This is a genomic window from Dactylosporangium fulvum (assembly GCF_025137375.1).
Lineage (GTDB): Bacteria > Actinomycetota > Actinomycetes > Mycobacteriales > Micromonosporaceae > Dactylosporangium > Dactylosporangium fulvum.
In genome coordinates, this window is the sequence record NZ_CP073720.1 from 5,913,957 (window position 1) to 5,939,761 (window position 25,805).

Annotated in this window: 20 protein-coding genes; 9 read left to right on the forward strand and 11 right to left on the reverse strand. The window is 70.9% G+C overall.

What is annotated here, in order from left to right; all coding sequences use genetic code 11:
• The 7 genes from Dfulv_RS27760 to Dfulv_RS27790 all read right to left on the reverse strand — a co-directional run bounded on the left by Dfulv_RS27760 (nucleotide 1) and on the right by Dfulv_RS27790 (nucleotide 13,514).
• On the reverse strand, nucleotides 1-1,773 hold the full coding sequence (locus tag Dfulv_RS27760) for a hypothetical protein (protein ID WP_259856424.1): 1,773 nt from the start codon (nucleotides 1,771-1,773) through the stop codon (nucleotides 1-3).
• Nucleotides 1,763-3,238, reverse strand: a complete 1,476-nt coding sequence (locus Dfulv_RS27765; protein ID WP_259856425.1) for a glycosyltransferase family 2 protein — start codon at nucleotides 3,236-3,238, stop codon at nucleotides 1,763-1,765. Before Dfulv_RS27765 ends, Dfulv_RS27760 begins: the two co-directional genes overlap by 11 nt.
• Entirely contained in the window at nucleotides 3,235-7,095 is a 3,861-nt protein-coding gene (locus tag Dfulv_RS27770; RefSeq protein WP_259856426.1) for a PA14 domain-containing protein, read from the reverse strand. The genes Dfulv_RS27765 and Dfulv_RS27770 overlap by 4 nt, the downstream gene beginning before the upstream one ends.
• 60 nt (nucleotides 7,096-7,155) lie before the next feature.
• Nucleotides 7,156-9,399, reverse strand: coding sequence for a glycosyltransferase family 2 protein (locus Dfulv_RS27775; protein ID WP_259856427.1), 2,244 nt, complete (start codon nucleotides 9,397-9,399; stop codon nucleotides 7,156-7,158).
• A gap of 717 nt (nucleotides 9,400-10,116) precedes the next feature.
• Nucleotides 10,117-10,254 carry a hypothetical protein gene (locus Dfulv_RS27780; RefSeq protein ID WP_259856428.1) on the reverse strand — a complete coding sequence of 46 codons (138 nt, stop codon included), beginning with the start codon at nucleotides 10,252-10,254 and terminating at the stop codon, nucleotides 10,117-10,119.
• A gap of 174 nt (nucleotides 10,255-10,428) precedes the next feature.
• Entirely contained in the window at nucleotides 10,429-12,750 is a 2,322-nt protein-coding gene (locus Dfulv_RS27785; RefSeq protein ID WP_259856429.1) for an ABC transporter permease, read from the reverse strand.
• A 5-nt stretch (nucleotides 12,751-12,755) separates the two neighbouring features.
• Complete coding sequence (locus Dfulv_RS27790; protein WP_406567841.1) at nucleotides 12,756-13,514, reverse strand: ABC transporter ATP-binding protein; 759 nt, start codon at nucleotides 13,512-13,514, stop codon at nucleotides 12,756-12,758.
• 136 nt (nucleotides 13,515-13,650) lie between these two features.
• Here Dfulv_RS27790 and Dfulv_RS27795 point away from each other — a divergent pair, with 136 nt between their 5' ends.
• Both Dfulv_RS27795 and Dfulv_RS27800 read left to right on the forward strand, forming a co-directional pair.
• Nucleotides 13,651-14,844, forward strand: coding sequence for a sensor histidine kinase (locus Dfulv_RS27795; RefSeq protein WP_259856430.1), 1,194 nt, complete (start codon nucleotides 13,651-13,653; stop codon nucleotides 14,842-14,844).
• Nucleotides 14,844-15,554 (forward strand): response regulator transcription factor, encoded by a 711-nt coding sequence (locus tag Dfulv_RS27800; RefSeq protein ID WP_259856431.1) that lies wholly within the window; start codon nucleotides 14,844-14,846, stop codon nucleotides 15,552-15,554. The genes Dfulv_RS27795 and Dfulv_RS27800 overlap by 1 nt, the downstream gene beginning before the upstream one ends.
• Before the next feature lie 338 nt (nucleotides 15,555-15,892).
• Here Dfulv_RS27800 and Dfulv_RS27805 read toward each other — a convergent pair whose 3' ends face one another.
• Entirely contained in the window at nucleotides 15,893-16,126 is a 234-nt protein-coding gene (locus Dfulv_RS27805) for a histidine kinase (RefSeq protein ID WP_259856432.1), read from the reverse strand.
• A 347-nt stretch (nucleotides 16,127-16,473) separates the two neighbouring features.
• Between Dfulv_RS27805 and Dfulv_RS27810 the strand changes: the two genes are divergently transcribed.
• The gene (locus Dfulv_RS27810; protein ID WP_259856433.1) at nucleotides 16,474-16,800 is read left to right on the forward strand and encodes a hypothetical protein; all 327 of its coding nucleotides are present in this window, start codon (nucleotides 16,474-16,476) and stop codon (nucleotides 16,798-16,800) included.
• 141 nt (nucleotides 16,801-16,941) lie between these two features.
• Here Dfulv_RS27810 and Dfulv_RS27815 read toward each other — a convergent pair whose 3' ends face one another.
• From Dfulv_RS27815 to Dfulv_RS27825, 3 genes are read right to left on the reverse strand one after another with little or no spacing between them, the layout of a single operon-like run.
• Nucleotides 16,942-17,925 carry a Gfo/Idh/MocA family protein gene (locus tag Dfulv_RS27815; RefSeq protein WP_259856434.1) on the reverse strand — a complete coding sequence of 328 codons (984 nt, stop codon included), beginning with the start codon at nucleotides 17,923-17,925 and terminating at the stop codon, nucleotides 16,942-16,944.
• 28 nt (nucleotides 17,926-17,953) lie between these two features.
• The gene (locus Dfulv_RS27820) at nucleotides 17,954-18,706 is read right to left on the reverse strand and encodes an SDR family NAD(P)-dependent oxidoreductase (protein WP_259856435.1); all 753 of its coding nucleotides are present in this window, start codon (nucleotides 18,704-18,706) and stop codon (nucleotides 17,954-17,956) included.
• An 11-nt stretch (nucleotides 18,707-18,717) separates the two neighbouring features.
• Nucleotides 18,718-19,470, reverse strand: coding sequence for an MBL fold metallo-hydrolase (locus Dfulv_RS27825; protein WP_259856436.1), 753 nt, complete (start codon nucleotides 19,468-19,470; stop codon nucleotides 18,718-18,720).
• A 277-nt stretch (nucleotides 19,471-19,747) separates the two neighbouring features.
• On the opposite strand from Dfulv_RS27825, the gene Dfulv_RS27830 reads away from it, so the two are divergent.
• From Dfulv_RS27830 to Dfulv_RS27855, 6 genes are all read left to right on the forward strand, one after another.
• Entirely contained in the window at nucleotides 19,748-20,536 is a 789-nt protein-coding gene (locus Dfulv_RS27830) for an IclR family transcriptional regulator (protein ID WP_259856437.1), read from the forward strand.
• A gap of 150 nt (nucleotides 20,537-20,686) precedes the next feature.
• On the forward strand, nucleotides 20,687-21,079 hold the full coding sequence (locus tag Dfulv_RS27835) for a RidA family protein (protein WP_259856438.1): 393 nt from the start codon (nucleotides 20,687-20,689) through the stop codon (nucleotides 21,077-21,079).
• Nucleotides 21,076-22,419 carry an aspartate aminotransferase family protein gene (locus Dfulv_RS27840; protein WP_259856440.1) on the forward strand — a complete coding sequence of 448 codons (1,344 nt, stop codon included), beginning with the start codon at nucleotides 21,076-21,078 and terminating at the stop codon, nucleotides 22,417-22,419. The genes Dfulv_RS27835 and Dfulv_RS27840 overlap by 4 nt, the downstream gene beginning before the upstream one ends.
• Nucleotides 22,416-23,885: a M81 family metallopeptidase gene (locus Dfulv_RS27845; RefSeq protein ID WP_259856442.1), complete on the forward strand. Its 1,470-nt coding sequence runs from the start codon at nucleotides 22,416-22,418 to the stop codon at nucleotides 23,883-23,885. Before Dfulv_RS27840 ends, Dfulv_RS27845 begins: the two co-directional genes overlap by 4 nt.
• Nucleotides 23,885-25,015: a pyridoxal-phosphate dependent enzyme gene (locus Dfulv_RS27850; protein WP_259856443.1), complete on the forward strand. Its 1,131-nt coding sequence runs from the start codon at nucleotides 23,885-23,887 to the stop codon at nucleotides 25,013-25,015. The genes Dfulv_RS27845 and Dfulv_RS27850 overlap by 1 nt, the downstream gene beginning before the upstream one ends.
• The gene (locus Dfulv_RS27855) at nucleotides 25,012-25,797 is read left to right on the forward strand and encodes an SDR family NAD(P)-dependent oxidoreductase (RefSeq protein WP_259856445.1); all 786 of its coding nucleotides are present in this window, start codon (nucleotides 25,012-25,014) and stop codon (nucleotides 25,795-25,797) included. The genes Dfulv_RS27850 and Dfulv_RS27855 overlap by 4 nt, the downstream gene beginning before the upstream one ends.
• Nucleotides 25,798-25,805 lie beyond the last annotated feature (8 nt).

Below are 25,805 nucleotides of genomic sequence, written 5' to 3' on the forward strand. Positions count from 1 at the left end.
TCAGGGGACATCGGTGACCGGGACCAGCGTCCAGAGCACCACGCCCCACTGGTCGGCCCACGTGCGCGTCACCGCCGTGCCGGCGCCGGTGTGGTGGGCGGTTCGGACGGCGTCCGCGGCGCCGCTCGCGGAGAGCAGCAGGTACCGCACCCGGTTGCCGCGCAGGTCGGCAAGGGCGTCCGCGAAGTCGCGGTCCGAGGTGATGACAAACTGCCGCGGGTTCCGGCTGGCCAGGATGACCGCGAACGCGTAGGCGGAGTCGGTGATCACCGACCCTTCGGGCAGGTCCATGGCGTCGAGGTCCCGAGCGACACGTGCGTGCAGCCGGGCCAGGCCGGCGGTACGGGCGGCGCCGGCGGCGGTGAGCCACTCCGATTCCTCGCGCGCGAGCCTCGGGACGCGCAGGGTGGCGGTCGCCGCCGGCATCGCGAGCGCGGCGGCGAGCAGCGCGGCCACGGCCGTGACCCGCCGCGGGCGGCGCCCGCCGCGCCATCCCGGCCCGGATTCGGCAGCGGTCGCGGCGAGCACCCCACCGCCGCGGGTGCTCGCCGTGAGCACCCCGTTGCCGCGTTGCGCCGCCCGCAGCGCCCCGACGAGCAGGCCGGCCAGCGGTGCCAGGGTGAGCCGGGAGCGCCTGCCACGGTCGGCCGGTGCGACGCCCACCGCCGCGGGACGGTGCGCCGGCCCGGCCAGCAGGATCGCGGTGAGCAGGACCGTCAGCGGAACCGCCGCGATCTGGAACCGCAGCCAGCCGAACGAGTTTCCGGTCAGGAACGCGGCGTTGCCGAAGGCGAGCACCGCACCGAAGACGGTGGTGGGCGCGAGCATCCGCAGGTCGCGCCGCCGCAGGGCGACCACCGCGGTCAGGACCAGCAGGAGCGGCAGCACCGGCTGGAGCCCGAGCAGCTGGTTGAGGGCGTACACCACCCGGTCGCCGAACGCCTCGCCGGTGACGGCGTGGATCCCGCGCGCGTTGGCCGCGACCTGGGCCGCGTTGCCGTACGAGGACGAGAACGTCGCGAACCACTGGCCTACGATGATCTTGCTGGCGATCGCCCATCCCGCCACGGACAGGACGACCGGCATGGCCACCAGGACGGTGTCGGCCTGCGCGGTCGCATATCGCCACCGCGCCCGGCCACGGCCGCGCCACCAGCTCACCGCGCCGACAACGACCGGCACGGCGAGCCCCGGGGCGAGTGCCTCGTAGCGGGCGCCGTACGCGAGCCCGAGGCTCAGGCCGAGCGGGACGAGGGACTGCGACCGCCCGTCGGCGAGCCAGCGCAGCAGGGCACGCGCCGACAGGACGAGGAAGAACATGAAGCAGGCCTCGCTCATGCCGTTGCCCGCGTAGATCATGGTCATCGGATGCGCCGCCAGCAGGACGGTGAGCACGATACGGGACGGCCGGGAGACGCCCAGCCGGCGGAACGTGTCGTTGCCGGCTACGACGGTGCCGGCCATGAACAGCGCCGACGACAGCGCGGCGAGCAACCCGCCGGCGGTCAGCGCCGGCACGACGGCCTTGAACGGCAGCACCGGCAGCAACAGCAGGGACGGCAGCGGGTTCCACACGAACCCGACCGCGGCCAGGTGCGGATCGCGGCTGAACAGGACGTAGTAGGCGTTGGCGACCCGGCTGGCCGAGTCGCCGGGAATCAGCTGACGGTGCCAGAACCACCAGGCGACAACGAGGTAGCACAGCAGCGCCGCGAAGAAGACGATCCGGCCCTCGGTGAACCGGACCCGCACGCGCGCGGTCTCAGTCGGCATGGGCCTGCTCCGCGGGTTGACGGGCCGCCGGCAGGTGCAGCCCGTGTGTCGTCTTCTCCCAGTACGACGGGTTGAAGCACAGCTGCAGGGCGGCCTTCGCCCCGGCGATGCTCGCCATCACCCAGTACACCGGCGAGAGCAGCGCGGTCATGAGGAGGTCCGGGCGGCCCATCTGGTGGACCGCCAGGACGTTGAGGTAGACCACCACGGCGTTGCCGAAGACCAGGCAGACGAGGCCGACGTAGTAGAACGGCGTGTCGAACAGTGTCTGCACGGTGGCCGGACGGGCCACGAACCACAGCGCCGTCATCGCCCAGAACACGGTGTTGAGCAACGCGGTGAGCGGCGTGCCGGCGACGAACAGGTTGAGGCACAACAGACCGCGCCAGGTCAGCTGCCGTGTCGACCGCATCGGCGCGCGCATGTGGATGAGCCAGGTCAGCAGATACCCCTTGTACCACCGGCTGCGTTGCTTGACCCAGTTGATGAAGTCGGAGTTGGCCTCCTCGAGGGTCACCGAGTCGAGCACGCCCACCCGGTAGCCCAGCCGCGCCAGCCGGATGCCGAGGTCGGCGTCCTCGGTGACGTTGAAGGGATCCCAGGCGCCCAGCCTGCGCAGGATCGCCATGCGCAGGTGGTTACTGGTGCCGCCGAGCGGGATGGGCATGCCGAGCGCGACGAGACCGGGCAGCAGCGAGCGGAACCAGGTCGCGTAGTCGAGCGTGAACCACCGCGTGATGCGGTTCTGGTCGGTGTTGAAGTACCCCAGCTCGGCCTGCAGGCACACGTAGGTGGGGCCGAGGCGGTCGAACGCGACCGCGGCACGGCGCAGCTGCAGCGGATCGGGCCGGTCCTCGGCGTCGTAGATCGTCACCAGCTCGCCTCGGGCGAGCTGGAGGCCGTAGTTGCAGGCCTTCGGCTTGGTCCGCGGGTGTGCCGGCGGCACGATCACGAGTTTCACGTGCGGGCCGGGCAGCACGGCCCGGGCGGCCGCGATGGTCTCCTGGTCGTCGGCCTCGAGCAGCAGTTGCACGTCGAGCTTCGCCGCCGGATACTCCAGCGCCGCGAGGTGGTCCATGAGGAGCCCGATGACCTGCGGCTCACGGTAGGCCGGGACGAGAACGGTGTAGACCGGCAGGTCGTCGTCGCCGACGGCCCGCGCCTCCTCGTCGGTCACCGTCACCCGGTGCTCACGCCGGCTGGCGGCCCAGACCAGGGCGATCCGGAAGGTGATCGCCCCGGCGTAGAGCACCGTGATGCCGGCGATGAGGATCTGCAGCGTCCCGATCGTCCATTGCAGCAGCGCCGCCGCCAGCGCCAGCATGGCGATGACGAGGGCCGCCCGCTGCCACCGGGTCAGCACGATGTGCGCGGACTGGTCCGGCCACAGCTCACGCAGCCCGTGAATGCTCCGGGCAAGGTTGAGGTCGGTGCCGGGTTCCATCTCGTCGGGGAGGGCGGTCACGGTTGTCCTCCGGTGAGACTGAAGCGGGCCGCGGCGCCGCCGCCGCTCTCGTAGTACTCCACGACGACCGTGTGCTGGCCGGCGGCGATCGGAACGTCGGCGGTGTAGGTGGTCGGCGCGTGGTCGCTCCAGCCGTCGATGACGACGTTGCCGTCGAGCTTGACCCGGATGCCGTCGTCGCCGGTCGCGCTGAACCTGTACGTGCCGGCGTCCAGCTGCACGGTCCTGGTCCACCGCGCCGAGAAGCCGTCGGCCGGCACCGAGGGATCCGGCGACCCCGCACCCCAGTCGGCGTCGATCTCGTCCTCGTTGCGGGTGAGCACGGCCGGCCCGGTGAGCGTCGGGTTGGTGAAGTACTCGGCGACGTACGGGACCGCTTGTGGCGGCGGCTGGTCGGTCTTGACGACGTCCATCCGCGCGACGGCGCCGGCGCCGTGCTCGTAGTACTCCAGCACGATCGTGTGCGTCCCTTCGGCGAGCGCACGGGTCACCGAATACCGGGTCGGCCCCTGGTCCACCCACTTGTCGAGCACCTTCACCCCGTCGACGAACAGCCGCACGCCGTCGTCCGCGGTGACGGTGAAGGCGTAGTAGCCCGCGACCAGCTGCGCCGACCTGGTCCACCGCGCCGAGAACCCGTCGGCCGGGATGGCGGGGTCGGGCGACCCGTCGCCCCAGTCGAAGTTGACGGTGTCGTCCTGGCGGGTCAGCGCGGGAGCGCCGGCCAGGTTCATGTTGGTGAAGTACTCGGCCGTGTACCCGTCCTGCGGTACGACGTCGCCGATCCGCTCGTAGTCGAACCCGACGAGCGCTCCGCCGCCGTTCTCGTAGTACTCGACCCGGATCGTGTGGGTGCCGCTCAGCAGGACCTTGTCGACGCTGTACGGCGCGTTCTGGTTCTGCCACCTGTCGACGACCGGCACGTTGTCGACGAACACCCGGATGCCGTCGTCGCTGGCGCCGCTGAACCGGTAGACGCCCGCGGGCAGCATGTCGGTGCGGGTCCACCGCGCGACGAAGTGGTCGGGCGCGATCGCCGGGTCCGGCGAGCCGCCGCCCCAGTCGAAGTTGACCGAGGTGTCCTGACGCACGAGGTCGGGCGCGCGGGTCGGTATCGGCGGCGAGTCGGCCGCCGTCGGGGTGTTCCAGAACTCGGCGGTGTAGGCGGACGAGTCCTGCACGTCGCCGACCTTCAGGTAGCGCAGCCGGGCCATGGCGTCGCCGCCGTTGTCGTAGTAGTCCATGACGATGTTGTGCGGTCCGCTGTCCAGCAGCACCCGCGCGGTGTAGCTCGTCGGGCCCTGGTCGATCCACTTGTCGATGACCCGCACGCCGTCGACGCTGAGCCGCACGCCGTCGTCCGCGGTAACGGTGAAGTCGTACTCCCCCTGTGTGAAGATCAGCGTCCCGGTCCAGCGGGCGACAAAATGGTCCGGGGTGACGCCGGCGGCCGGGGAGCCCGCGCCCCAGTCGTGGTCGATCTCCGGCTCCTGCCGGCTCACGGTCGGGGTGCCGGTCGGCATGGCCGGTGCCGAACCGGCTCCGGGAGTGTTCCAGTACTTGGCGAGGAACGACTGGGCGGGCTGGTCCGTGGTGGTGTCCCAGTCGAGTTTCGCGAGCGCGTCGCCGCCCTCGTCGAAGTACTCCAGCACGATGGTGTGGTTGCCCGCGCCGAGGTCACCGACGTAGGTGTAGGCCGTGCCCGACTGGCCGCGCCACTGGTCGATGACACGCTTGTTGTCGATGAAGAGCCGCATCCCGTCGTCGCTGACCGTGGTGAACCGGTAGCGACCCGCCGCGAAGTACTGCGTCTTCGTCCAGCGGACGGAGAACTCGTCGGCCGGCACGGCGGGGTCGGGCGCGCTCGGCCCCCAGACGAAGTTGACCTGCGGGTCCGACCGGGTGAGCACCGGGGTGCCGGACAGGTTCTTGTTGGCGAAGTAGGCACCGCTGAACGCCGGCGAGGGTGCGTACGTCGCGGTGTAGGTGGCGTCGGCCTCCGGCGTGGCGATCGTGTGCCGGATCGCCTTGCCGTCGGACCACCCGGTGAAGTGGTAGACGGTGCCGTCGGCGGCGACGGCGGTCGGCGGTGCCGCCAGTTCGCGCTGGAAGCCGATCACACCCTCGACGGTGAGCGGCGTCGCCACCGGGACGCCGTCGAGCATCGTGCCCAGGCCCGCCGGCTCGGTGCGCAGGGTGATGTGTGACTTCCGCGGGTAGATGTTGATCGACTTCGAGGTGGAGAGCCCGTTCGTGTCGGTGGCCGTCACGATGATCTCGTACCAGGTGTCGGCCGAGGCCTCACCGGTCGTCGGGATGGTGAACGTCCCGGCCCGGCCGGTGAGGGGCCCGACGAACGGGTGGAAGTGGGTGTGGTGGTGCAGCCGCACCTCGGTCTTGATCGCGCCGTCGTTGAGGTCGAAGCCCGCGGCGTCGGTGGCGAAGGCGTTGTATGTGATGGTGTCGCCGGCCCGGTAGAGCGCGCCGTCGGCCGGCACGGCGACGGTCACCTTCGGCGGTACCCCGACCTGGACCACGATGGGCTTGGCCGGCACCTCGTCGTGCCCGTCCGAGACGGTCAGCTGGGCCGTGTACACACCGATGTTCGCGTACGTCTTGGCCGGGTTCGCCGCCGTGCTCGTGGTGCCGTCGCCGAAGTCCCACCGGTAGGCGAGCGTGTCGCCGTCCGGATCGCTGCTGCCCGCACTGGAGAAGTGCACCGTCAGCGGCTGGAGGCCCTTGGTGACGTCGGCGGTGGCGTTGGCGACCGGCAGATGCGTGGTGGTGTTGTACGTGATGCGGCGCAGTTCGCCCGGGTAGTAGTTGAGGTAGTACAGCGATCCGTCGGGTGCCTCTTTCAGGTCGACGACGCTGCCGGCGTTGGTGTCGAAGTCGTGCACGGCGGTGACGTTGCCGCTGCCGTCGAGCTCGGCCCGCCGGATGAAACCCTTCGCGTAGTCGCCGAAGAACAGGTTGCCCCGGTAGCCGGCCGGGAACATGGTGCCGTGGTAGACCGGCCCGCCGGTGACCGCGGCGCTCTCGCCGTCATGGTTGTAGGTGTAGATCGGGTCGACGAACCCGGCGCAGTCGGCGGTGCACTTGCCCTCCTTGAGCGGCCAGCCGTAGTTGCCGCCCTTGACGATGCGGTTGACCTCCTCCCAGGTGAAGTCGCCCACGTCGCCGCCGTAGAGCCGCCCGGTCGCGCTGTCGAACTGGAAGCGCCACGGGTTGCGGAAGCCGTACGCCCAGATCGCGCCGACCTTGCCCGCCTGCCCGGAGAACGGGTTGTCGGCCGGAATCGAGCCGTCCTTGTTGATGCGCAGAATCTTGCCGTGCGGGTTGCTCAGGTCCTGGGCGTTGCTCGAGTAGCCGTTGTCGCCGACCGCGAAGTACAGCTTCCCGTCCGGCCCGAACCGGATACTGCCGCCGACGTGCAGGTGTTGGGAGAGCGACTGGGTCTGGAAGATCGTGTACGGCCCGTCCGTGCCCACATCTGTGGACGCGTCGAACCGGACCAGGTGGTTCAGCAGGTCCAGGCCGGTGTAGTAGAAGTACACGTAGTGGTTCGCGGTGCCGAAGTCCGGGTCGAACGCGATGCCGATGAGTCCCCGGTCGCCCGTCGCCTCGGACGGAAGCTCGGCGAAGGGCTGCGGCAGCAGCCGCCCGTCCTTGAATATCTTGATCTTACCGGTGCGTTCGAGAATGAAGATGCGGCCGTCCGGCGCGACCTCGAATCCGGACGGACCGTCCAGGCCCGCCCCGACGACGAGTGAGGTCTGGAAGCCGTCGGGTGGCGCGGCCTTTGCCGGCGCGGTGACGAGCAGCAGAGTTGCCGCGATGCACGCGACCGTTGCCAAAGCTCGAATTTTCACGATGTCCCCAGGTCAGAGTTCGTGGATGCGATTGCCGCGTGTTGATCAACGCAGCACGAGGTGATCGAAGATTGTGGTGAAGACCGGTGCCGTGACCGGCACCAGCGCGGAGCCGCCGAGGCCGGCGGCGACCAGGGTCAGCGCGGCCACGGCGAGCCGTGCCCGGGGCACGTAGTGGCGCTCGCCGGTTCGTGGCGCCGCGACCGCCCGCGACCATCGCCACGCGAAGGCCGCGATCGCGGCGGCCAGCACCAGGTCGAGCGCGACTGTCACCGTGGCCACCCGGAAGGCGCCGGGGCCGAACCACCGGCCGGCCAGCAGGACGCAGACGAGGCCGAGGACCGCCGTGGCGACGACCGCGGCCGACGCGATCAGCACCTTGGCCAGGAGGCGACGCGTTGCGCCGAAGCAGGACAGCCCGGCGAGCAGCACGCTCAGGAGCGCGCCCGGCAGGGCTGCTGCCGGGACGGCGGATTCCGTGAGGACCAGATGCTGCCCGGCGTACCGTACGGCCAGCCCGCCCGGGCCCACCCGGTCGGTGAACGGCGCGCTGACGAACGCCGCGCCGTTCATCACCGCCGATACGCCGACGTGTCGCAGCGCCGGTGCGGACGCGACCACCGCCACCAGTGGCAGCACCAGCGCCCAGCGCAACCGGGCGGCGGCCCTGGTGCCCAGCAGCAGGACGGTGGCGCCGCCGAGGAAGGCCACCGCGGCGAGCAACAGCCAGCCTGATGTCGCCACGCCGTCGGGTGCGAACACGGTCAGCGCGCCGGCCGTCCCGAGCAGCCCCGCCGCGATCAGGCCGTCCACCTGCCGATCGTGGACCTCCGGCTCCGCCGCGGCCGGCCTGAGCCGGCCCACCAGCAGGGCGAGGGCCGCCGCCAGGGGGATCATCAGCGGTACCGCCGGCGCACCGGATCGCAGGTCCGCGGACATCTGCGCGGCCGCGCCCGGAAACGCCGCCACCGTGAACAGGCACGCGAGCACCACCCGCACCCGGACCGACCGGCGGGCGGCAACGGTCATCCGTGCGACGGCCGAGGCCATCACCGAGGTGCGGCCGCCGTAGATCCACCGGCTCACGGCCGCGTACCGGACGACGAAGACGGTCACGATGGCCGCCACGTTGGCCGCGAGGTAGTGCAGCCGCAGGCCCTGGACCAGCCCTGCGAGCACGGCGAGGTGCAGTGGGAGGAGTGCGTTGCTGAGCAGCCAGAAACGCCCGAACCGCCGGCGTGCGCGGTGCTCGACGCTCGGCATGACGAGGCGGTCGATGACGGCGAAGTTCCACACGATGGCCGCCTGCGTGGACACGACCGCGGCGGCCAGGTAGGACACCGCGAGCCAGTGGGTGAGCATCCACAGCAACGCCGAGTTCACGACGACGCCGGACGCTCCGGCCACGGCGAAGCCCACCATCCGCCCGGTCTTCGACGACGGGCGGACCGCAGTCTGCGCGCGCAGCCGAACCAGGTGGCGGGCGAAGCGGAAGCCTTCGCGGACGGACGCTTTGCTCGCTCCTGCCTGCCGAGGCTGGAAGGTGTACGGAACCTCGGCGATTCGCCGGATGCGGCTGCGGACGACGATCTCGAGCAGGATCTTGAACCCGTTCGGGCGCAGCTCCGTGTCGACCGCCTCCCGCCGCACCGCGAAGAAACCGCTCATGGGATCGGTGACGGGCCACAGGCGGCGCGGGAAGGTCAGCCTGGCGAGACGGCCGGACATCCGTGAGACCAGGCGCCGGACCGGACCGCCGAGGCCGCCGGCGTTGCCGGATTCGCCGTAGCGGGTGGCCACGACGACGTCGGCCCCGCCGGTGTTCACCGCTTCGACGACAGCCGGCAGCGCCTCGGGCGGGTGCTGCAGGTCGCCGTCCATCACGATCACCCAGGGCGCGCGGGCGGCGGTGATACCGGCGGCCACGGCGCCCCCCAGACCACCGGACCGCCGGCCCGGAGGGCGATGCAGGAGACGGATGCGGTCCGGGGCATCCACGGCAGCGGCCCGGATCGTCTCCGCCGTGCCGTCGTCACTGTCGTCGACGAAAAGGATCTCGGCCGGCACATCGGTCAACACGGCGTCCAGCCGGCTCAGCACCGGCACCACGTTGTCGGACTCGTTGCGTGTCGGAATGACGATGGTGAACTGAGGTGCTCGTTCCAGCACCTCCACGGAGCCGGCCGCGGTCTCCGGTTCGCCGTCCGGTGCGGACACCGGAAGGCTCGCGTCCGCCGGCAGCTCCACGTGCGGCGACCCGCTCACCGGCCCGACCCCGAACCACGGCACGGCCGGCTCCGGGCCGGTGGATCCACCTGCGGCAGCACATCGACGTCAGGGGCGGCCGCGGACGCGCCACAACCAAATGATTTGCAGTCGGCGAGGCCAGTCAAGGGGCAATCTCCGAATCACGAGAAAGACAGCTGAATTACCACCGCCGATCAAAGGCGGGCATTGTTATACCTGTGCAAGAAAACTTCATCGGCAATTGCCGCACGCGACACCACTCGGTGCCGATGCGGGCCGAAAACTGGAATGATTCGGTCAATCGAATTTGCCCGCCGAGGCAGCCGTGCTCCCACCGATCGAATCCGGAACCCGACACACACGAGTCCGGGAAACAGAAGCGCCAGACGGCGTTGCTGAACAATATGTAGACCAGCGCCACCACCCAACTCGGAACAATGTCTGCACTGTGATCCAGATCACATCTCCGACCTCGGTATTCAGTGGGGCATTTCGATTACTGCCGAAGTCCGCCGGAAAGCACGACCCCGAGCCGGCAAAGAATGCCGTCACGTGCGTCGTCCCAGCGCTCACCCCGAGCGGGTGGGTCGCCGATACCCCCGGGATGATCTGCTGTGCCGGGTGACGTTCGGCAAGACCGCTTGAAGTCTGGTGGCGCCGGCACGCCGACCTACACGTCGACGGCATCATCGAACGGGAAGCGTTATGACAGGACGACCGCCGGCCCGGCCCACAGCGGCGAGCAGGCCGCAAGATCGTTCACACGGCGTCGAACGGAATCCTGGCCACCAGCGCGGCGCCGTTCCCGGGCGGACTCACGATCTCGAGGTGACCACCGAGGGTCTCGATGCGGTCCTGGAGACCGTCGATGGCGCGGGACAGCCGTTGCCTCGGCACGCCGAGCTCGGGCGGCAGCGAGGCCTCGACCAGACGCAGTGAGCCATTCGCGCAATAGGCTGATCACGGTGAGTGATCGTTGTGGTTGTGTCAGCTCACGACGGCGTACCGGCGGCAGCGTGGGGCACGCTGCCGCCGGGTGTGGAGCCGGTGCGGGGATGTCCAGTGCTCGGGTTATTCCGTGCGTAGCACCTGTGCCACGGGCGCCTTTGCCGCGCCGCGGGCCGGGAGGTAGGCACCCAGTGCGGCGATTACGCAGCCCGCGAAGGCGAGCAGTACCAGCATCGGCCAGTTCCACACCTGCAATAGCGAGTTCGGCAGGTCGATCCCGGTGCCGCGGCCGGTCATCGGGATGACGATCCGATGCGCGAGCATCCCGAGCGGGACCCCGATGATCCCGCCGACCGCTCCGAGCGCCGCCATGGCGGCGACCACCATCGCCGTCACCTGGCGTGGGGTCATGCCGATCGACTTGAGTATCCCTAGGTCCTTGCGGCGTTCGCGGGTATTGAGGAGCACCGTATTGAACACGCCGAGGCTGGAGACGATGATCAGCATCACGGTGAGCGTCGACATCACGCTGATGATGACCTTCTCCAGGGTGTCGGCGCCGCCGTTGACATAAGGGTTCAGACCGGGATCGAGGTGTGCGACCGCTGCAGTGTATGCCTGCGGGTCGGTGCCCTTCGTCAGCTGGACGTAGAACCTCTGAGCGCGCTTGCCGGGGCTGAGTGGGACGAACCGGTCCCAGTCGAGGCTGGTGATGTCCCAGCCCCCGGCGGTCTCGCCGACGATCTTCTGCGGCTGGGGCCCATCGCTGGTGTCCAGCGTGATCATGTCGCCGAGGGCGACGTTGTGCAGGTGCCAGAACTCCGAGGAGACCACCACCTCGTTGGGTGCCTCGATCCAGCGTCCGCGAATGAGCTCGCCGTGCAACTGTGCTGTGTCGCCGCGTTCGACGCCCATCCGGATGATGCCCGACGCGCCGGCCATCCGGGTCATCAGCGGGGTATCGGCGTACACGTGGACGGTGCCGGGCTGCGCGCGCAGCAATGCGAAGAGTTCGTCATCGGTGTGCGCTGGGCCGGGCGGGTTCCACTGAGGATTGTTGACGTCGATGGCGACCTGGATGGTGTCGGTCTGCTTCTGCGTTTGGCCGAACTTGATGACCGAGGCCGAGATGCCCAGGGCCATCGTCACCGTCGTGACGCCGAGCATGACGGTCGACAGGGTCAGGGCCGTGCGGCCGGGTCGGGCCATGGGCCAGCCGAGGCCGAGGCTCACTGGGCGCGGCAGGCGTGATCCGCCGAGCCTACGCTGGACCGCCAGGCCGCGTCCGGTCTGCTGCGCGCTGCCCGCGCTGATGGCGACGGCGGCAGGCAGACGGCGCGCACGCATCGCCGGGATCAGCGCGGACAGCGCGACCAGCACCGGCATTCCGATCAGGACGACCGGATATACCCACATCGGTATGCTGGCTTTGCCTATGACGAGGTCGCTGCCGAAGATGCCCCAGAATGCCTGGTCCACCAGCTTGCGGCCGGCGATGCCACCGATGACCGAGCCGAGTACGCAGCCGACCGCCGCCGGGAACGTGACCATGACGAGATAGACCGCTGTCACCTGGTTCGGGGTGAAACCCAGGGCCTTGAGGACTCCGATGTGCCGGAACCCCGAGACGACAGCGCCGCTGACCACGTTGCCGACGATCAGGACCGAGACGATCAGGCCCAGGAGGCCGAAGACCGTCAGGAACGGCACGTACGTGTTGGGGCCCTTGGCAAGGTTCGCCTTGATGGCCAGGTAGGAGCTGGTCCCGATCAAGGCATCCGGCGGCAGGTCTTTCGTGGCGGCGGCCATGCCGGCCGTGAGCGCCGAGTCGGAGCCGGCGTCGGTGAAGCGGTACATCATCTGCAGCGAGGTCGCATGCAGTGCCCGGGCCTGGTCCGGGGTGACCCAGCCGCCCGCGGACTGGCTGACCGAGGTGGCATACCCGACGACGGTGAGATTCACCCCGTCCGGGGTGACAACGTGACGATCCGACGTGATCTGCTTCGGGCCGATGAAGGCCGGCAGGTTCAGGACGATCTCGCCGGGGCCGGTCGCCCAGCGGCCTGCGGACAGCTCGACGGTGTCCACCGCGGTGTCGGGCCGGTCGCGCCCCACGACGGTCAGCGAACCGGGCAGCCCGATCGGACGGTCGCCGGTCTGCGACGGGGAGTGGAGTACGGCCGCGGGAAACGGGCCTGCCGTCGCCGCGACGCCTGGAGCTCTCGCCGCTTCGATGATCTGCGCTGCGGTCGTCTTGGAGCCGTCGAACTCGGCGACGATGTGTGCGCCGTTCGCAGCGTTGTAGGCCGTGTCAAAGGGGCCTGAAACCGCCGCGAGCAGGCCGAGCGTGGCGATGGCCATGGCACTGGAGACCATGACGACGACGCCGAGGATCAGCGTCTGGACGCGGCGGCGTTTTACCGCTGCACGGGCGGCCCGCCACATCGCCCTCATCGTGTGGCCGCCGCGACCGACGGGCTGCCGGCAATGCGGTCTCCGGCGATGCGCCCGTCGGCCACCTCGATGACCCGGCGCGCGCACCGAGCGGCCAGCTGCGGGTCATGCGTGACGATCAGGAGCGTCTGGCCCATCCGGTTCAGGTCCATCAGCAGCTCGATGACCTGGCCGCCGGACCGGCTGTCCAGGGCACCGGTCGGTTCGTCGGCCAGCAGTAATGAGGGCCGGTTCATCAGGGCCCGGGCCGTGGCGACCCGCTGCCGCTCGCCGCCGGACAGCGCCGCTGGATAAATGTCCGTCCGGTCGGCGATGCCCAGCTCGCCCATGAGCTCCCTGGCCCGCCCGCGGGCAGCCGAGGCGGGCAATCCGGCCAGCTGCCCGGCAAGGGCGATGTTGTCCAGGGCGGGCAGGTCATCGAGCAGGTTGAAGAACTGGAAGATCATGCCGATCTGCCGGCGGCGGAACAGCGCGAGGCCCTTCTCGTTGAGCCTTCCCAGGTCCTGTCCGCCGACGACGACCGATCCGCTGGTGGGCCGGTCGAGCCCGGACACCATGTTGAGAAGTGTCGACTTACCGGATCCGGATGGCCCCATTATGGCGACGGATTCGCCTGCGCTGATCTGCAGGCAGACACCGTCGATGGCCGCGTAGTTCCCGAAATCCTTCCGCACGTCCGTGAGCCGGACGACGACTTCATGATTGTCAGTGTTCGTCACGCGGACAACGGTGCCGATCCCCCGACCGACCCGCATCGGAGTGCCGAACACACTTCACCGCACGGGGCCGACCCAGGTCGTACACCCCCGGTCTGATGCCGCGGCATGATCGCGCGGCTACCATCGCCGCATGGCACCGCCAACGTCTCCGCCAACGTCTCCGCCTGCCACGTTGCTGCAGCGTGTGACGCCCGGCACCTGGACGGCACTGACGTGGTGCGTCAGTACGCTGTACTCCTTCGTCGTCCAGTACCGCTGGCCGGGGGAGCCGTGGGAAGGCGGGCCTTGGAAGAGCATCCAGGTCGATCCGTTCCGCATGCGCGCCAACGAACTGGCGGCGTTTCTGCTAGCGGTCGTCCTTCTCGTCATCGCCTGCCGACTGCTGACCCGCAGACCGCTGGTGGCGATGCTGACGCTGGTGTTGAGCGCGCTGCTGCTGACTATCGGTCCCTTTCATACGACGAATATCGCTCCGGAGCAGTACCTACCGGTCTGCGTCGCCCTGTGTTTCATCGCGGCGACGAACCCGCGGCGAACGTCGCGGCTTGCCGCGGGGCTGGCCTTCGCGGGTCTCTTCGGTTACATCGCCGTACGCGTGATCATGCGGTTCTACGTCGGCACGTCGGTCGAGGCGGTCGTCCTTCTGATGATCGTCGTCGCGTGGGTGATCGGGGACGCCCGGCACCGGGAGAGCATCCATGCGCTGCAGATGCGTACTCAGATCGCGACGCAGGCGGTGACCGCCGAGCGGTTGCGGATCGCGCGTGAGCTGCACGACATGGTCGCCCACAGCATCGGCGTAGTCGCGATCCAGGCCGGCGCGGCACGGCGCGTCATCGACACGCAGCCCGAGGGCGCGCGCAGGGCCATCGGCGTGATCGAGGACGCCAGCCGGGAGACGCTCGCGGGGTTGCGCCGCGTGCTCGGTGCGCTGCATGACGCCGAGCCGGGCGGCTCCGACACACCGCTCGCCGGGCTGCGCGATATCGACAAGCTGGTCGAGAAGGTGAAGGGCCTCGGCATACGCGTGGATGTCGAGTGGCGCGGCCAGCGGCGCCCGCTGCCACCGGAGGTCGACCTGTCCGCGTTCCGGATCATCCAGGAGGCCGTCACCAACGTGGTAAAGCATGCCGGCATCCAGCAGTGCCGCGTCTCGGTGGATTTCCAGCCAGCCGACCTGTCCATCGTGATCGTCGACAGCGGGTCCGGCGGCATGCCCGGCAGCGGCAAGGCCATCGGCACCGGCTATGGCATCACCGGGATGCGCGACCGGGTGACGCTGCTGCTGGGCGACTTCTCCGCCGGCCCGCGCCCCGAGGGCGGCTACCGCGTCGCCGTCCGCCTTCCGCTCCCGATGGACACCTGATGCCGATACGCGTTGTGCTCGCCGACGACCAGCCGCTGATCCGGGCCGGCCTGGTCATGGTGATCGCCGACATCCCCGACATTGAGATCGTCGGCGAGGCCGGCAACGGCGCCGAGGCGGTGCAGCTGGTCCGGGACCTGCGCCCCGACGTTGTGGTCATGGATATCCGGATGCCGGTCATGGACGGCATCGAGGCCACTCACATGATCACGAATCAGGCCGGTGGCCCGCAGGTCATCGTCCTCACCACCTTCGACGACGATGACAACGTCTACAAAGCCCTGCGCGCAGGTGCTTCAGGATTTCTCGTCAAAGACATGGCGTTGGACGACATCATCGCGGCCGTCCGCGTCGTGGCGGGCGGGGACGCCCTGATCGCACCCAAGGTCACCCGCCGGCTGATCGAGGAGTTCACCGCGCGCCCGCAGCCAGCCTCCCCTTCGCCACCCCAGCAGATCCGGGGAATCACCGGCCGCGAGCTGGAGGTGCTGACGCTGATCGGCCGCGGGCTGTCAAACGCCGAGATCGCTCAGGCGATGATCATTAGCGGCGCGACCGTGAAGGCCTACGTGTCGCGACTGCTGGCCAAGCTCCACGCCCGCGACCGTGTCCACCTCGTCATCATCGCGTACGAGCACGGCCTGGTATCGCAGCGCGGATCGCCTGACACCCATAATCAGCGGCAGCACCAGGACGCGAACCCCGCGTGAGAAAGTGCTGCGCGTGCCGTGGATGGGGCACTGCACGGGCAGCCTCGTCCCGATCTGCGCCCTTCGCTGTTTCGGTGCGGTGACACGCCAAGCCGTTGTGGTGCAACGTAAAGACGCAGAACCCCGGTATGAAGGTGGTCCTCTCTCAGATCAACTACGTCACCATCGACGGCACGCTCATCGAGACCGACCGGGTGTCCACGCCCGGCCCCGAGCACGACACCACCGCCCTACGCAGCACACCGAGATACTGCCCGCCCCCGCTGCGACCGCCGGCGACCTGCGCACGATCGGCGATCTGGGCTACGAAGGCGAAGCCGACACCGTCACTGTGGCGTTCAAGAAGCCCAAAAACGGTGCACACGTTGCTCGGAATAGCTCAGTTCGAGGCCGAGCGAGACAAGACGTTGCCGTGCACCGTCGTGCAGATCCCGCTCGAGCCGGCGGCGGGCGTCATCGGCCGCGGCGACGATGCGGGCGCGGGAGGCGGTGCGCTGCGCACGGGCGATGAGCACGGCAGCCATCGCCAGCCCGAGCGAAAGCGGTGGCTTCGGGCGTAGCAGCAGCGACATCGGGCGTGCCCGCATCAGCGGCCACCACCCTCTGCGACACGTCAGCGCACGTGGCGGCCGTAGGTGGCTGCTGTCGTCGAGCGTTTCGCAGTATTCCCCGAATATTCCGCAAAAGGCGGCGCTTCCCCCGTATGCCGCAGCGTCGTGCAGCGGCACGGCTTCCGGCGCCCGCGGACCTTGCCGGCCGTGCTGTCGACGTTGCCGGCGGCTGTCCTGAACGCGAAGCCGACGTCTCGCCAGAGATCGGAAGCCATTGATAAAGAAAGCTTCCTATTTGATAATCGATCCGGCGCCGCGATCGACTCCTCAAGGCGTTCTTCCCATCGTCGTACGTGTGGAGGTACCCCGTGCTTCGACGTCTCCTGACCCTCGCCGCCGGCGCGATGCTGGCCTGCGCGGCAACGTTCGCGGTCGCCGCACCCGCCCAGGCGGCGGTCGTGGACCTGCCGTTCGGTCCGCTGTCCATCGGCGACTACTGCCATTCCCGGTATCCCACCGCCTGGATCGGCTTCTACGAGAGCTCCGGGCTGCGCTGCTACACCGGCTCGGGCACACCGCTGCAGTACGTCGGGACCGGCGACCCGTACCTCGCCTGCAAGTACCTCACCTCGGACGTGGTCATGAGCGCGATCCGCGGCAGCGCGGACGCGCTGGTGTGCCGAGTGGTCCGCTGACCGACCGCCGCGTCGCCGGCACCGTTCACCGAAGGCAGGCCCGGACCGGGCCTGCCTTCGGCAACTCCGGCGCGGTCGCCCAACTCGTCGGGCCGCGCCACGGAAGATCTTGAGATCTGAGCGAGCTGCCCGGGTGCCGGGTCAGCGGAACGTCGGCAGGTCCTGCCACACGTGGGTGGCGGTCGCGCGGCGGACCGCCTCGGACGCGGCGAGCGCGGCGACGCCGTCGGCGAGTGTCACCTGCGGCGGGACCTCCCCGCGGCAGACCGCGACGAGGTGCGCGGCCTGGCGGGCGAGCGCCGCGGCGGCCGGCTCGGGCAGCTCATGGAGCACCACCCGGTCGGCCGAGCCGGCCCGGACCGCGATCGTGCCGCGGCCGAGGTCGGCCAGGAGCGAACCGCCGGTGCCGAGCACCTGCACGGTGCGGGTGCCCAGCGGTTCGAGGTAGTCGAGATGGAAGGTGGCGCGCAGGCCGGACGCGAACTCGAGCAGGCCGTCGACACAGTTGGGCGACTCGACGTGCGGCACCGACCTGACGGTCCGGGCGGCGCCGAAGGCCCGGCTGATCGGGCCGAAGAACCACCGCAGGTAGTCCCATTCATGGGAGTAGTCGCGGTACAGCCGGTCGGGTTCGTCGGTGCGGAACCGGGAGACGGCCGCCTCGATGGTGCCGTAGGCGCCGAGCATCACGTGCACGGCCACGGGTTCGCCGATCTCGCCGTCGGCGAGCAGCTGCCGGGTGCGCTGCACGACCAGCCGGTGGCGCAGCACGTAGCCCACCAGCGCGGGCGTCCCGGTCGCCGCGACGGCCTCGGCCGCTTCCCGCGCCTCGGCGAGACTCGCGGCCACCGGCTTTTCCACCAGCACCGGCCGGTGCCGGTCGGCAGCGACCCGCAGCTGGGACACATGGACGTGATCGGGTCCGGCGATCACCAGCGCGTCGGGCTCCGCCTCGACCAGTTCCGTGAAGTCGGCGACGACACGGTCCACGACCGGGCGGGCGGCCGCCGCGGCTCTTCGTCGCGGGTCGGGGTCGAACGCGACCACCCGGACGTCCGGCAGCTGGGCGAACGCACCGATGTGCTGCAGCCCGATGGAGCCGAGTCCGCTTATGCCGACCAGCATCGTGACGCCCTCCGTACGCTCGCCGCCATCAGTACGAGATCCATCCGCCGTCGACGACCAGCCCGGTGCCGGTCACGAACGCCGCCTCCACGGTGCAGAGCCAGGCGACGGCCGCGGCGACCTCGGCCGGATCGCCGCGCCGGCCCAGCGGGGTGCGGCGGTCGAAAGGGCCGGGCTGCGCGGCGGGAGCGTCCGGCTGCACCTGGATGTCGCCGGGTGCGACGTGAACCGCCCGGATGCCGCGCCCCGCCAACTCGAAGCCGAGGGCCCGGGTCAGGCCGGCCAGTCCCGCCTTCGCCGCCACGTAGGCGGAGGCGTTCACCTGCGCGGCGTACGCGGCGACGCTGGTGATGTTGACGATGACCGAGCCGGGAGCCATGTGCGGTACCGCTGCCCGCGCGCAGCGGAACGGGGCCTTGAGGTTGACGTCGATGACGGCGTCGAGGCGGGCGTCGTCGTACTCGGTGAACTCGGCGACAGCCGGCGGACCGGTGATGCCGGCGTTGTTCACCAGGATGTCGATGCGTCCCTTGTGGTGGACGGCGGCGTCGATCAGCGTCCGGCACCCCTCGGCGGTGGCGAGGTCCGCGCCGACCGGGACGATCTCGCGCCCGTCGCGGCGCAGCCGGGTGGCGGCGGCCTCGCCTTCGGCCGCGGTCAGCGCGCCCAGGACGACGTCCGCGCCGTCGTCGGCCAGGCGGGCCACGACCGCAGCGCCGATCCCGGTCGCTCCCCCGGTCACGACGGCGACCTTGCCGCCCAGCGGCCGCGGCGCGGTCATGCGCCCACCGGTCATGACAGCAGCCCCGGTGGCAGTTCGGCGCGGTCCAGATGCGACACGGCCGTTTGCAGGTGCGTGTGCGCCTCTCGCAGTACCGGCGTGCCGTGCCCCGGCAGCAGCACGTCCGGCGCCAGCGCGGCCATGGCCCGCAGGCTGCGGTCCAGCTCCCGCAGGTCGCTGTCCGCCGTGGCCAGGACGGCCACCCTGCCGCGCGAGAACACCAGGTCGCCGCTGAACAGGGTGCGCGTGCCGGCGTCGCGCACGCTGAAGCAGCAGTGGCCGGCGGCATGTCCCGGCGTGGGGTGGACCTCCAGCGTCACCTTGCCGACGGCTACGTCCCCCGGGTCGGCCGGGGTCACCGGAACCGGAGCGGGCCGCAGCCCTTCCGGATAGACGCCGGCCTGCCGCGCCGTACGCAGACCCGACGCCTCCTCGTCCGCGGTGGCGACGATCGCCGCGGCCGGGGCGAGGGCCAGCACCGTCGCGCCGAGCTGTTCGGCGAGGTCGGCGGCGCCTCCCGCGTGATCCGCGTGGGCGTGTGTCAGGTAGATCCGGGACACCGGCCTGGCGCCGAGGCAGGCCCGCACGTTGGCGGCGATCCGCGCCGAGGCCAGGCCGCAGCCGGCGTCGACCAGCACGGCGTCGGTGACGCCGTCGAGCAGGTACACGTGCGAGTCGTGCGCGTCGGTGAGCCCGAACCCGAGGCTGCCGCTGCCCACCAGGGTCACCCGGGGAGTGAGCCGCACCGGGGCGGGCCAGGTCATCGCCGGCTCCCGGCGACCTGCGGCGGGACGCGGGTCACGCGCCCTCCTCTTCGACGACCACGCGCTCGGCGTCACATCGGGCTCCCTTGTATCGGCGTGGGCGGGCCGCCACCGTTCGACCGCGAGTCGGTCTCTCGCGAAGACAAGAATGAAATCATCGTTCTAGCACGTGGTATACCTTCTAGTCTCCCGCCTGCATCATGTCAATCCTCGAAACCCGCTTGGTGCACAGTGAGCAGCGGTCATTGAGCCAACGTCGAATGGAGGCAGAAAGACGATGCGTGATGACGACGCCGCAGGCCAGACCGGCGCGGCGTACCCCATCCGTGCGGTGGACCGGGTGTGCGACCTGCTGGACGCCCTGCAGCGACAGCCGGCCACGGGGGTGTCGCTGGCCGCCCTCGCCGAGACGGTGTCCTTGCCCAAGAGTTCCGCGCTGCGGTACCTGTCGGCCCTGGAGGCGCGCAACTACGTCGAACGCGACCTGTCCGACGGCACCTACCGCCTGGGACTCGCGTTCCGGCCGCAGCGCTTCGACTACCTCGCGGCGCTGCGCGAGGCGGTGCTGCCGCACCTGGTCAAGCTGCGCGACCGCTTCGAGGAGACGATGAACTTCGCCGCCCTCGACGGCACGGAGGTCGTGCACGTCGAGGTGGTCGAGAGCGCCCGCCGGGTGCGGCTGGCCGCCAGCCGGGGCGAGCGCGCGTGCGTCCACTCCACCGCGAGCGGCAAGGTCATGGCCGCGCAGATCCCGGAGAGCCGCCTGCTCAGCATCCTCGAGCAGGCCGGCATGCCCGCGTTCACCGCCGACACCATCACGACCGTCGACGGGTTCCTGGCGGAGGTCAAGATCACCGCGGAGCGCGGCTACGGACTCGACGACTGCGAGAACCAGCCGGACGGCCGGTGCGTGGCCGTGCCCATCGACGGCGTCGCCGTCCCGGCCGCGCTGAGCCTCAGCGCGCCCGCGTCGCGGTTCGCGTCGGAGGACGCCCAGCGGATCGCGCACCTGCTCCGCAAGCAGATGGGGCCGCTGGTCGCCGCGGTGCGCGACGTGCCGCACTGATGCCGCGCGGTTCCGTGCCGCCGCCCCGTTGCGATCATTCGAACCGCCTCGCGGGGGTTGACGGCCCCCGCACCGCGGCGGCTAGTGTGTCGAAACGGAACGACAATTGCATCTAATGAAACGGTGGTCTTCGTGTGGCACCCAACGCCCGTGACAAGTCCCGACATCGGTCCCGCGGCCGGTCCCTACAGTCCCGCCGTGCGGGTCGGCGACCTTCTGTTCGTCTCCGGACAGGGCCCGTTCCGTCCCGACGGCACCATGGTGGGGCCCGCCTTCCGTAGCCAGGCCGACGCCGTCTTCGACAACATCGCGGCCCTCGCCGCGGCCGCCGGCACGACCCTGGCCCACACCGTCCGGATCGGCTGCTACCTCAGCTCCCTGGACCATTTCACGGAATGGAACGCGGTCTGCGCCGAGCGCCTGACCGCACCGCACCCCGCCCGCACCACCGTCCCGGTCGCGTTGCCCGGCTTCGACATCGAGGTCGACGCCGTGCTGTGGATCCCGCCCGCGGCACCCGACACTCCGGACGACGCACGATGACCGCGGACCAGGCAGTCCGCCGCGACACCGGCGACGCCGGCCTCGCCGCGCGTGCGGCCGCCGTGCTTCCCGGCGGCGTCAACTCCAACGTCCGGCTCGCCGCGTCCCGGACGTTCTTCGAACGCGGCAGCGGCCCACGACTGTGGGACGTCGACGGCAACGAATACGTGGACTACCTGCTGGGCCAAGGGCCGGCGTTCCTCGGCCACGCCCACCCGCAGGTGAACGCCGCGGTCACCGCCGCGGTCAGCCGCGGGATGGTGTTCGGAGCCCAGCACGCCCTCGAGGTCGAGGCGGTCGAGAAGCTGCTCGCCGCGATCGGCTGGGCCGACATGGCCCGGCTCGGTGTCTCCGGGACCGAGGCCGTCCAGGCCGCCCTGCGGCTGGCCCGGGCGGCGACAGGACGACGGCGGGTGATCGGGTTCGCCGGGCAGTACCACGGCTGGCTGGACACCGTGCTGATGGCACACGGACCCGACGGCCCTCGCCCCGGTTCCGCCGGCCAACCACCGGAATACCTGGCCGACTGGCTGATCACCCCGTTCAACGACAGCGTGGCGCTGGAGCGGCAGTTCAGCGCACACCCTGGCGAGATCGCCGCGGTCATCCTGGAGCCGATGATGTGCAACAGCGGGGCGATCGCGCCGCAGCCCGGCTTCCTCGAGCGGTTGCGGGAGCTGTGCACCGCCAACGGCACGGTGCTGATCTTCGACGAGGTGGTCACCGGGTTCCGCCTCGCGTTCGGCGGAGCCGCCCAGCGTTTCGGCGTCACCCCCGACCTCGCCATCTACGGCAAGGCCCTCGCCGGCGGATGGCCGGTCGCCGCGATCGCCGGCCGCCGGGAACTGCTGGAACAGTTCGGCACCGGCCGGGTCAACCATTCCGGCACGTTCAACGCCTCGGTCATGGCGGCGGCGGCGGTGTCGTCCACAATGGACGTGCTGCGGCAGGCACCGCCGTACGCGTCTGTCGAGGAGCACGGCGGCGCGCTCATCGACGGCCTCCGCGAGCTCGGGCACCGCCATGGCGTGCCACTGAACGTCCACGGACTGCCGGCCGCCTTCCACGTGTCGTTCCGCCGCGACGGTGCCGCGGAGACGACCGTCGTCGACCACGCCACCCTGCAATCGCTCGACCTCGACCGGTACGCCCGGTTCAGCCGTACCCTCGCCCGCCACGGCATCTGGGTCGCCGGTCGCGGCATCTGGTACTGCTCGGCGGCGCACGGCCAGGCCGAGCTCGCCGACACCCTCGAGCGGTTCGACCGCGCGATCGCCGCCGATGCGGCGGACGGTGCCCGTGCCGCCGAAGCCCCACGCCAACGCGAGGGACAGTCATGACACTCCCCCGCGTCGCGGTGCTCGGCCTGTGGCACGAGACCAACACCTACGGCCCCAACCCGGCAGATCTCGCCGCGTTCGAGGCGTTCGAACTGGTCTCCGGCGACGACGTCCGCCGCCACCACGCCGGCGACCGATCGGTCATCAGCGGGTTCCTGGCCGCGACCGAGCTCGACCCGGTGCCGGTCCACTCCGCCGGCGCCTGGCCGTCGGGGCCCGCATCAGCGGAAACACTCATCGCCCTGGTGGACCGGCTGACCGGAGCACTCGCGGCCGCGGCGCGGCCCGCCCCGTTCGACGGCGTGCTGCTCAACCTGCACGGCGCGATGGTGGCGGCCGGGGCCCCCGACGTCGAGGCACTGATCGTGCGGCACATCCGCACGATCGTCGGCGACGTCCCCGTCGCGGCGGTGCTCGACCTGCACGCCAACCCGTCGCCGGCGTTCGTCGCCGCGTGCACGGTCGTGCTCGCCTACGACACCTACCCGCACGTCGACATGTGGGAGCGCGGGCGCGAGGCCGCCGCCCTGCTCGCGGAGGCTGTCAACGGGCGGGCGCTCACCACCACCGTGGCCAAGACGCCACTGCTGACCTGCCCGCTGTCCCAGTCCACCGACGCCGAACCGATGCGGGGCCTGCTCGCCCGGGCCAAGGCGCGCGCCGAGGCCGCCGGAATCGCCCGCATCTCGCTCACCCCCGGCTTCGCCTACAGCGACGTCGACCGTGCCGGCATCAGCGTCCTCGTCGTCGCCGACGCGCACCTGGCCGCCGACGCGCGGCGGGTGGCCAACGACACGCTCGCCGACATCGAGTCGCACGCCGCCGACTTCGACACCCGCCGGCCCGACGCCACCACGGCCGTGCGGGAGGCCCTGGCGGCGTCCGCGGCTCCACAGGCCGCACGCCCGGTCGTGCTCGCCGACGTCGCCGACAACATCGGGGGCGGCAGCCCGGGAGACGGCACGGCCCTCCTGGCCGAGCTCATCGCCCAGGACGCCCCGGACGCGGTGGTCGTGATCGCCGACGCCGAGGTGGCCCGCCGCGCGGCCGAACTCGGCGTCGGAAGGACCATCTCGGCCGAAATCGGAGCGAAGGCCGACGACCGGCACGGCACGCCCGTGGCACTCACCGCGGAGATCATCACCGTCACCGACGGCACCTACACGACAACCGGCACCTGGATGACCGGCCAGTCCTTCAGCATGGGCACGACGGCGGTGCTCCGCAGCCGCGGGCTGCGCGTCGTCGTCACCGAACGGGCGACACCGCCGTTCCACCGGGAACACCTGACCTCGGTGGGCATCGACCCCGCCACCGTGCCGATCATCGTGGCGAAGGGTGCGGTGGCCTGGCGATCGGCGTTCCCCGACGCGGCGCGGGCGATCGAGGTCGCCACACCGGGCGTCTGCCCGGTCGACCTGTCGACGCTGCCGCGCACCACCACCCCGATCCGCGTGGTCGCCTGATGCCGCCGTCCACCGCCGGCCGGGCCACAGGCATCTGGCGCTGGGGCGACCTGCTGCCCCTGCGCGACCGCCGCCATGCCGTCAGCCTGGGCGAGGGCGACACCCCGCTGCTGGACATCACCGAGACGCTCGCGCTGCCCGGCGTCACCGTCCACGTCAAGTGCGAACACCTCAATCCGACCGGTTCGTTCAAGGACCGCATCGCGGCCGTGGCGCTGTCCCTGGTCCGGGAACGGTCGCTGCTCGGCGTGCTGGGCACCTCCTCCGGCAACGGCGGCGCCGCCGCCTCCGCCTACGGGGCACGCGCCGGTCGCCACGTGGTCCTGCTCGCCCTGGTGACCACGCCACCGGAGAAGCTCGTCCAGATCCGGTCCACCGGCGCGACCGTCCACCTGGTCGAAGGACTCGGGCACGACCCGCGGACGACGCGGTTGCTCGCCGAGGAAGTACGGGCAGCCGGGGCCCGGCACGGCTACCTCCCGTTCCTGACCGGGGGCCGCTACGCCCCGGAGATGATGACCGGCGCCCGGACGATCGCCTACGAGCTGGCCGAACAGGCCGCCGCCACGACCCACGTCTACGCGCCGGTGGGCGGGGGCGGACTCTACGCGTCGTTGTGGCGCGGATACCGGGACCTTGCCGGGGCGGTCCCCCGGCTTGTCGCGGTGCAGCCCAGCGGATGCCCGACCGTCCGCGACGCCCTCGCCGGCGGGCCCGGCGTCCTGACCCGGCCCAGCACGACCGTGGTCTCCGGGCTCCAGGTCGCCACGCTGTTCGACGACGACGTGCCGCAGGCGGTCGCCGGCTCCGCCGGCCACCTGACGGAAGTGACCGACGACCAGGTGATGGCCGCGCACGCGCGACTGATCCGCAACGGAGTGTTCGTCGAACCGGCCGGCGCGACCGCCCTCGCCGGCCTGCTCGCCGACGCCGAAGCCGGCCGGTTGCCCGCCGGATCGCGGGCGGTGCTCGTCGCCACGGGCGCCGGCTGGAAGGACGGCGGAGCACTGCGAAACCTGACCGATCCCCGCCCGCCGGAACTGTGGACGGCCGGCATCGACGAGCTGCTCGACAGCCTGCCGTCCGGGCCCGGGCGACGCGGGGCCCAGCCGGAGGAGGCGACCGGGTGACCGTGTTCGACGTGTTCTCACTCGCCGGGAAGACAGCCGTCGTCACCGGCGGAACGGGCCTCTACGGCACCCCGATCGCCCGGGCGCTGGCCGAAGCCGGTGCGCACGTGGTCATCACGTCGCGGTCCCGGCACCGGGCCGACGCGGCGGCGGAGCAGCTGCGCGCCGCCGGCCTCGCGGCCTCGGGCGTCAACCTCGACCTGTCGGATCCGGACTCCGTCGCCGGCCTGCTCGGCCGGCTGGACCCCGCGCTGCCCGGCATCGATGTGCTGGTGAACAACGCCGTCCACCGGCAGGGCGGCGACCTGGCCACCACGACCGCGGCCGACTGGGACGCGACGTCCGCCGCCAACTCCCGGGGCCTGTTCCTCGTCACGCAGGCTGTGGCCGAGGCGATGATTCGCCGGGGCACCGGCGGAGCGATCGTGAACATCGGGTCGATCTACGGCATCACCGGGCCCGACTTCAGCCTCTACACCGGCACCGAGATGACGATGCCGCTGTTCTACGCCTACGACAAGGCCGGCATGATCGGGATGACCCGTCATCTCGCCTGCCAGCTCGGGCCGCACGGCATCAGGGTGAACTGCCTGGCCCCCGGAGGGCTCGCCGACGGCACCCAGCCGGCGTCGTTCGTCCGGCGGTACCAGGCACGCACGCCTCTCGGCCGGCTCGCCGAGGAGTCCGACGTGGTCGGCGCGCTGCTGCTTCTGGCCTCCGACGCCGGCGCCTACATCACCGGCGTCACCCTCCCGGTCGACGGCGGGTTCACCGCGCACTGACCCGGGTG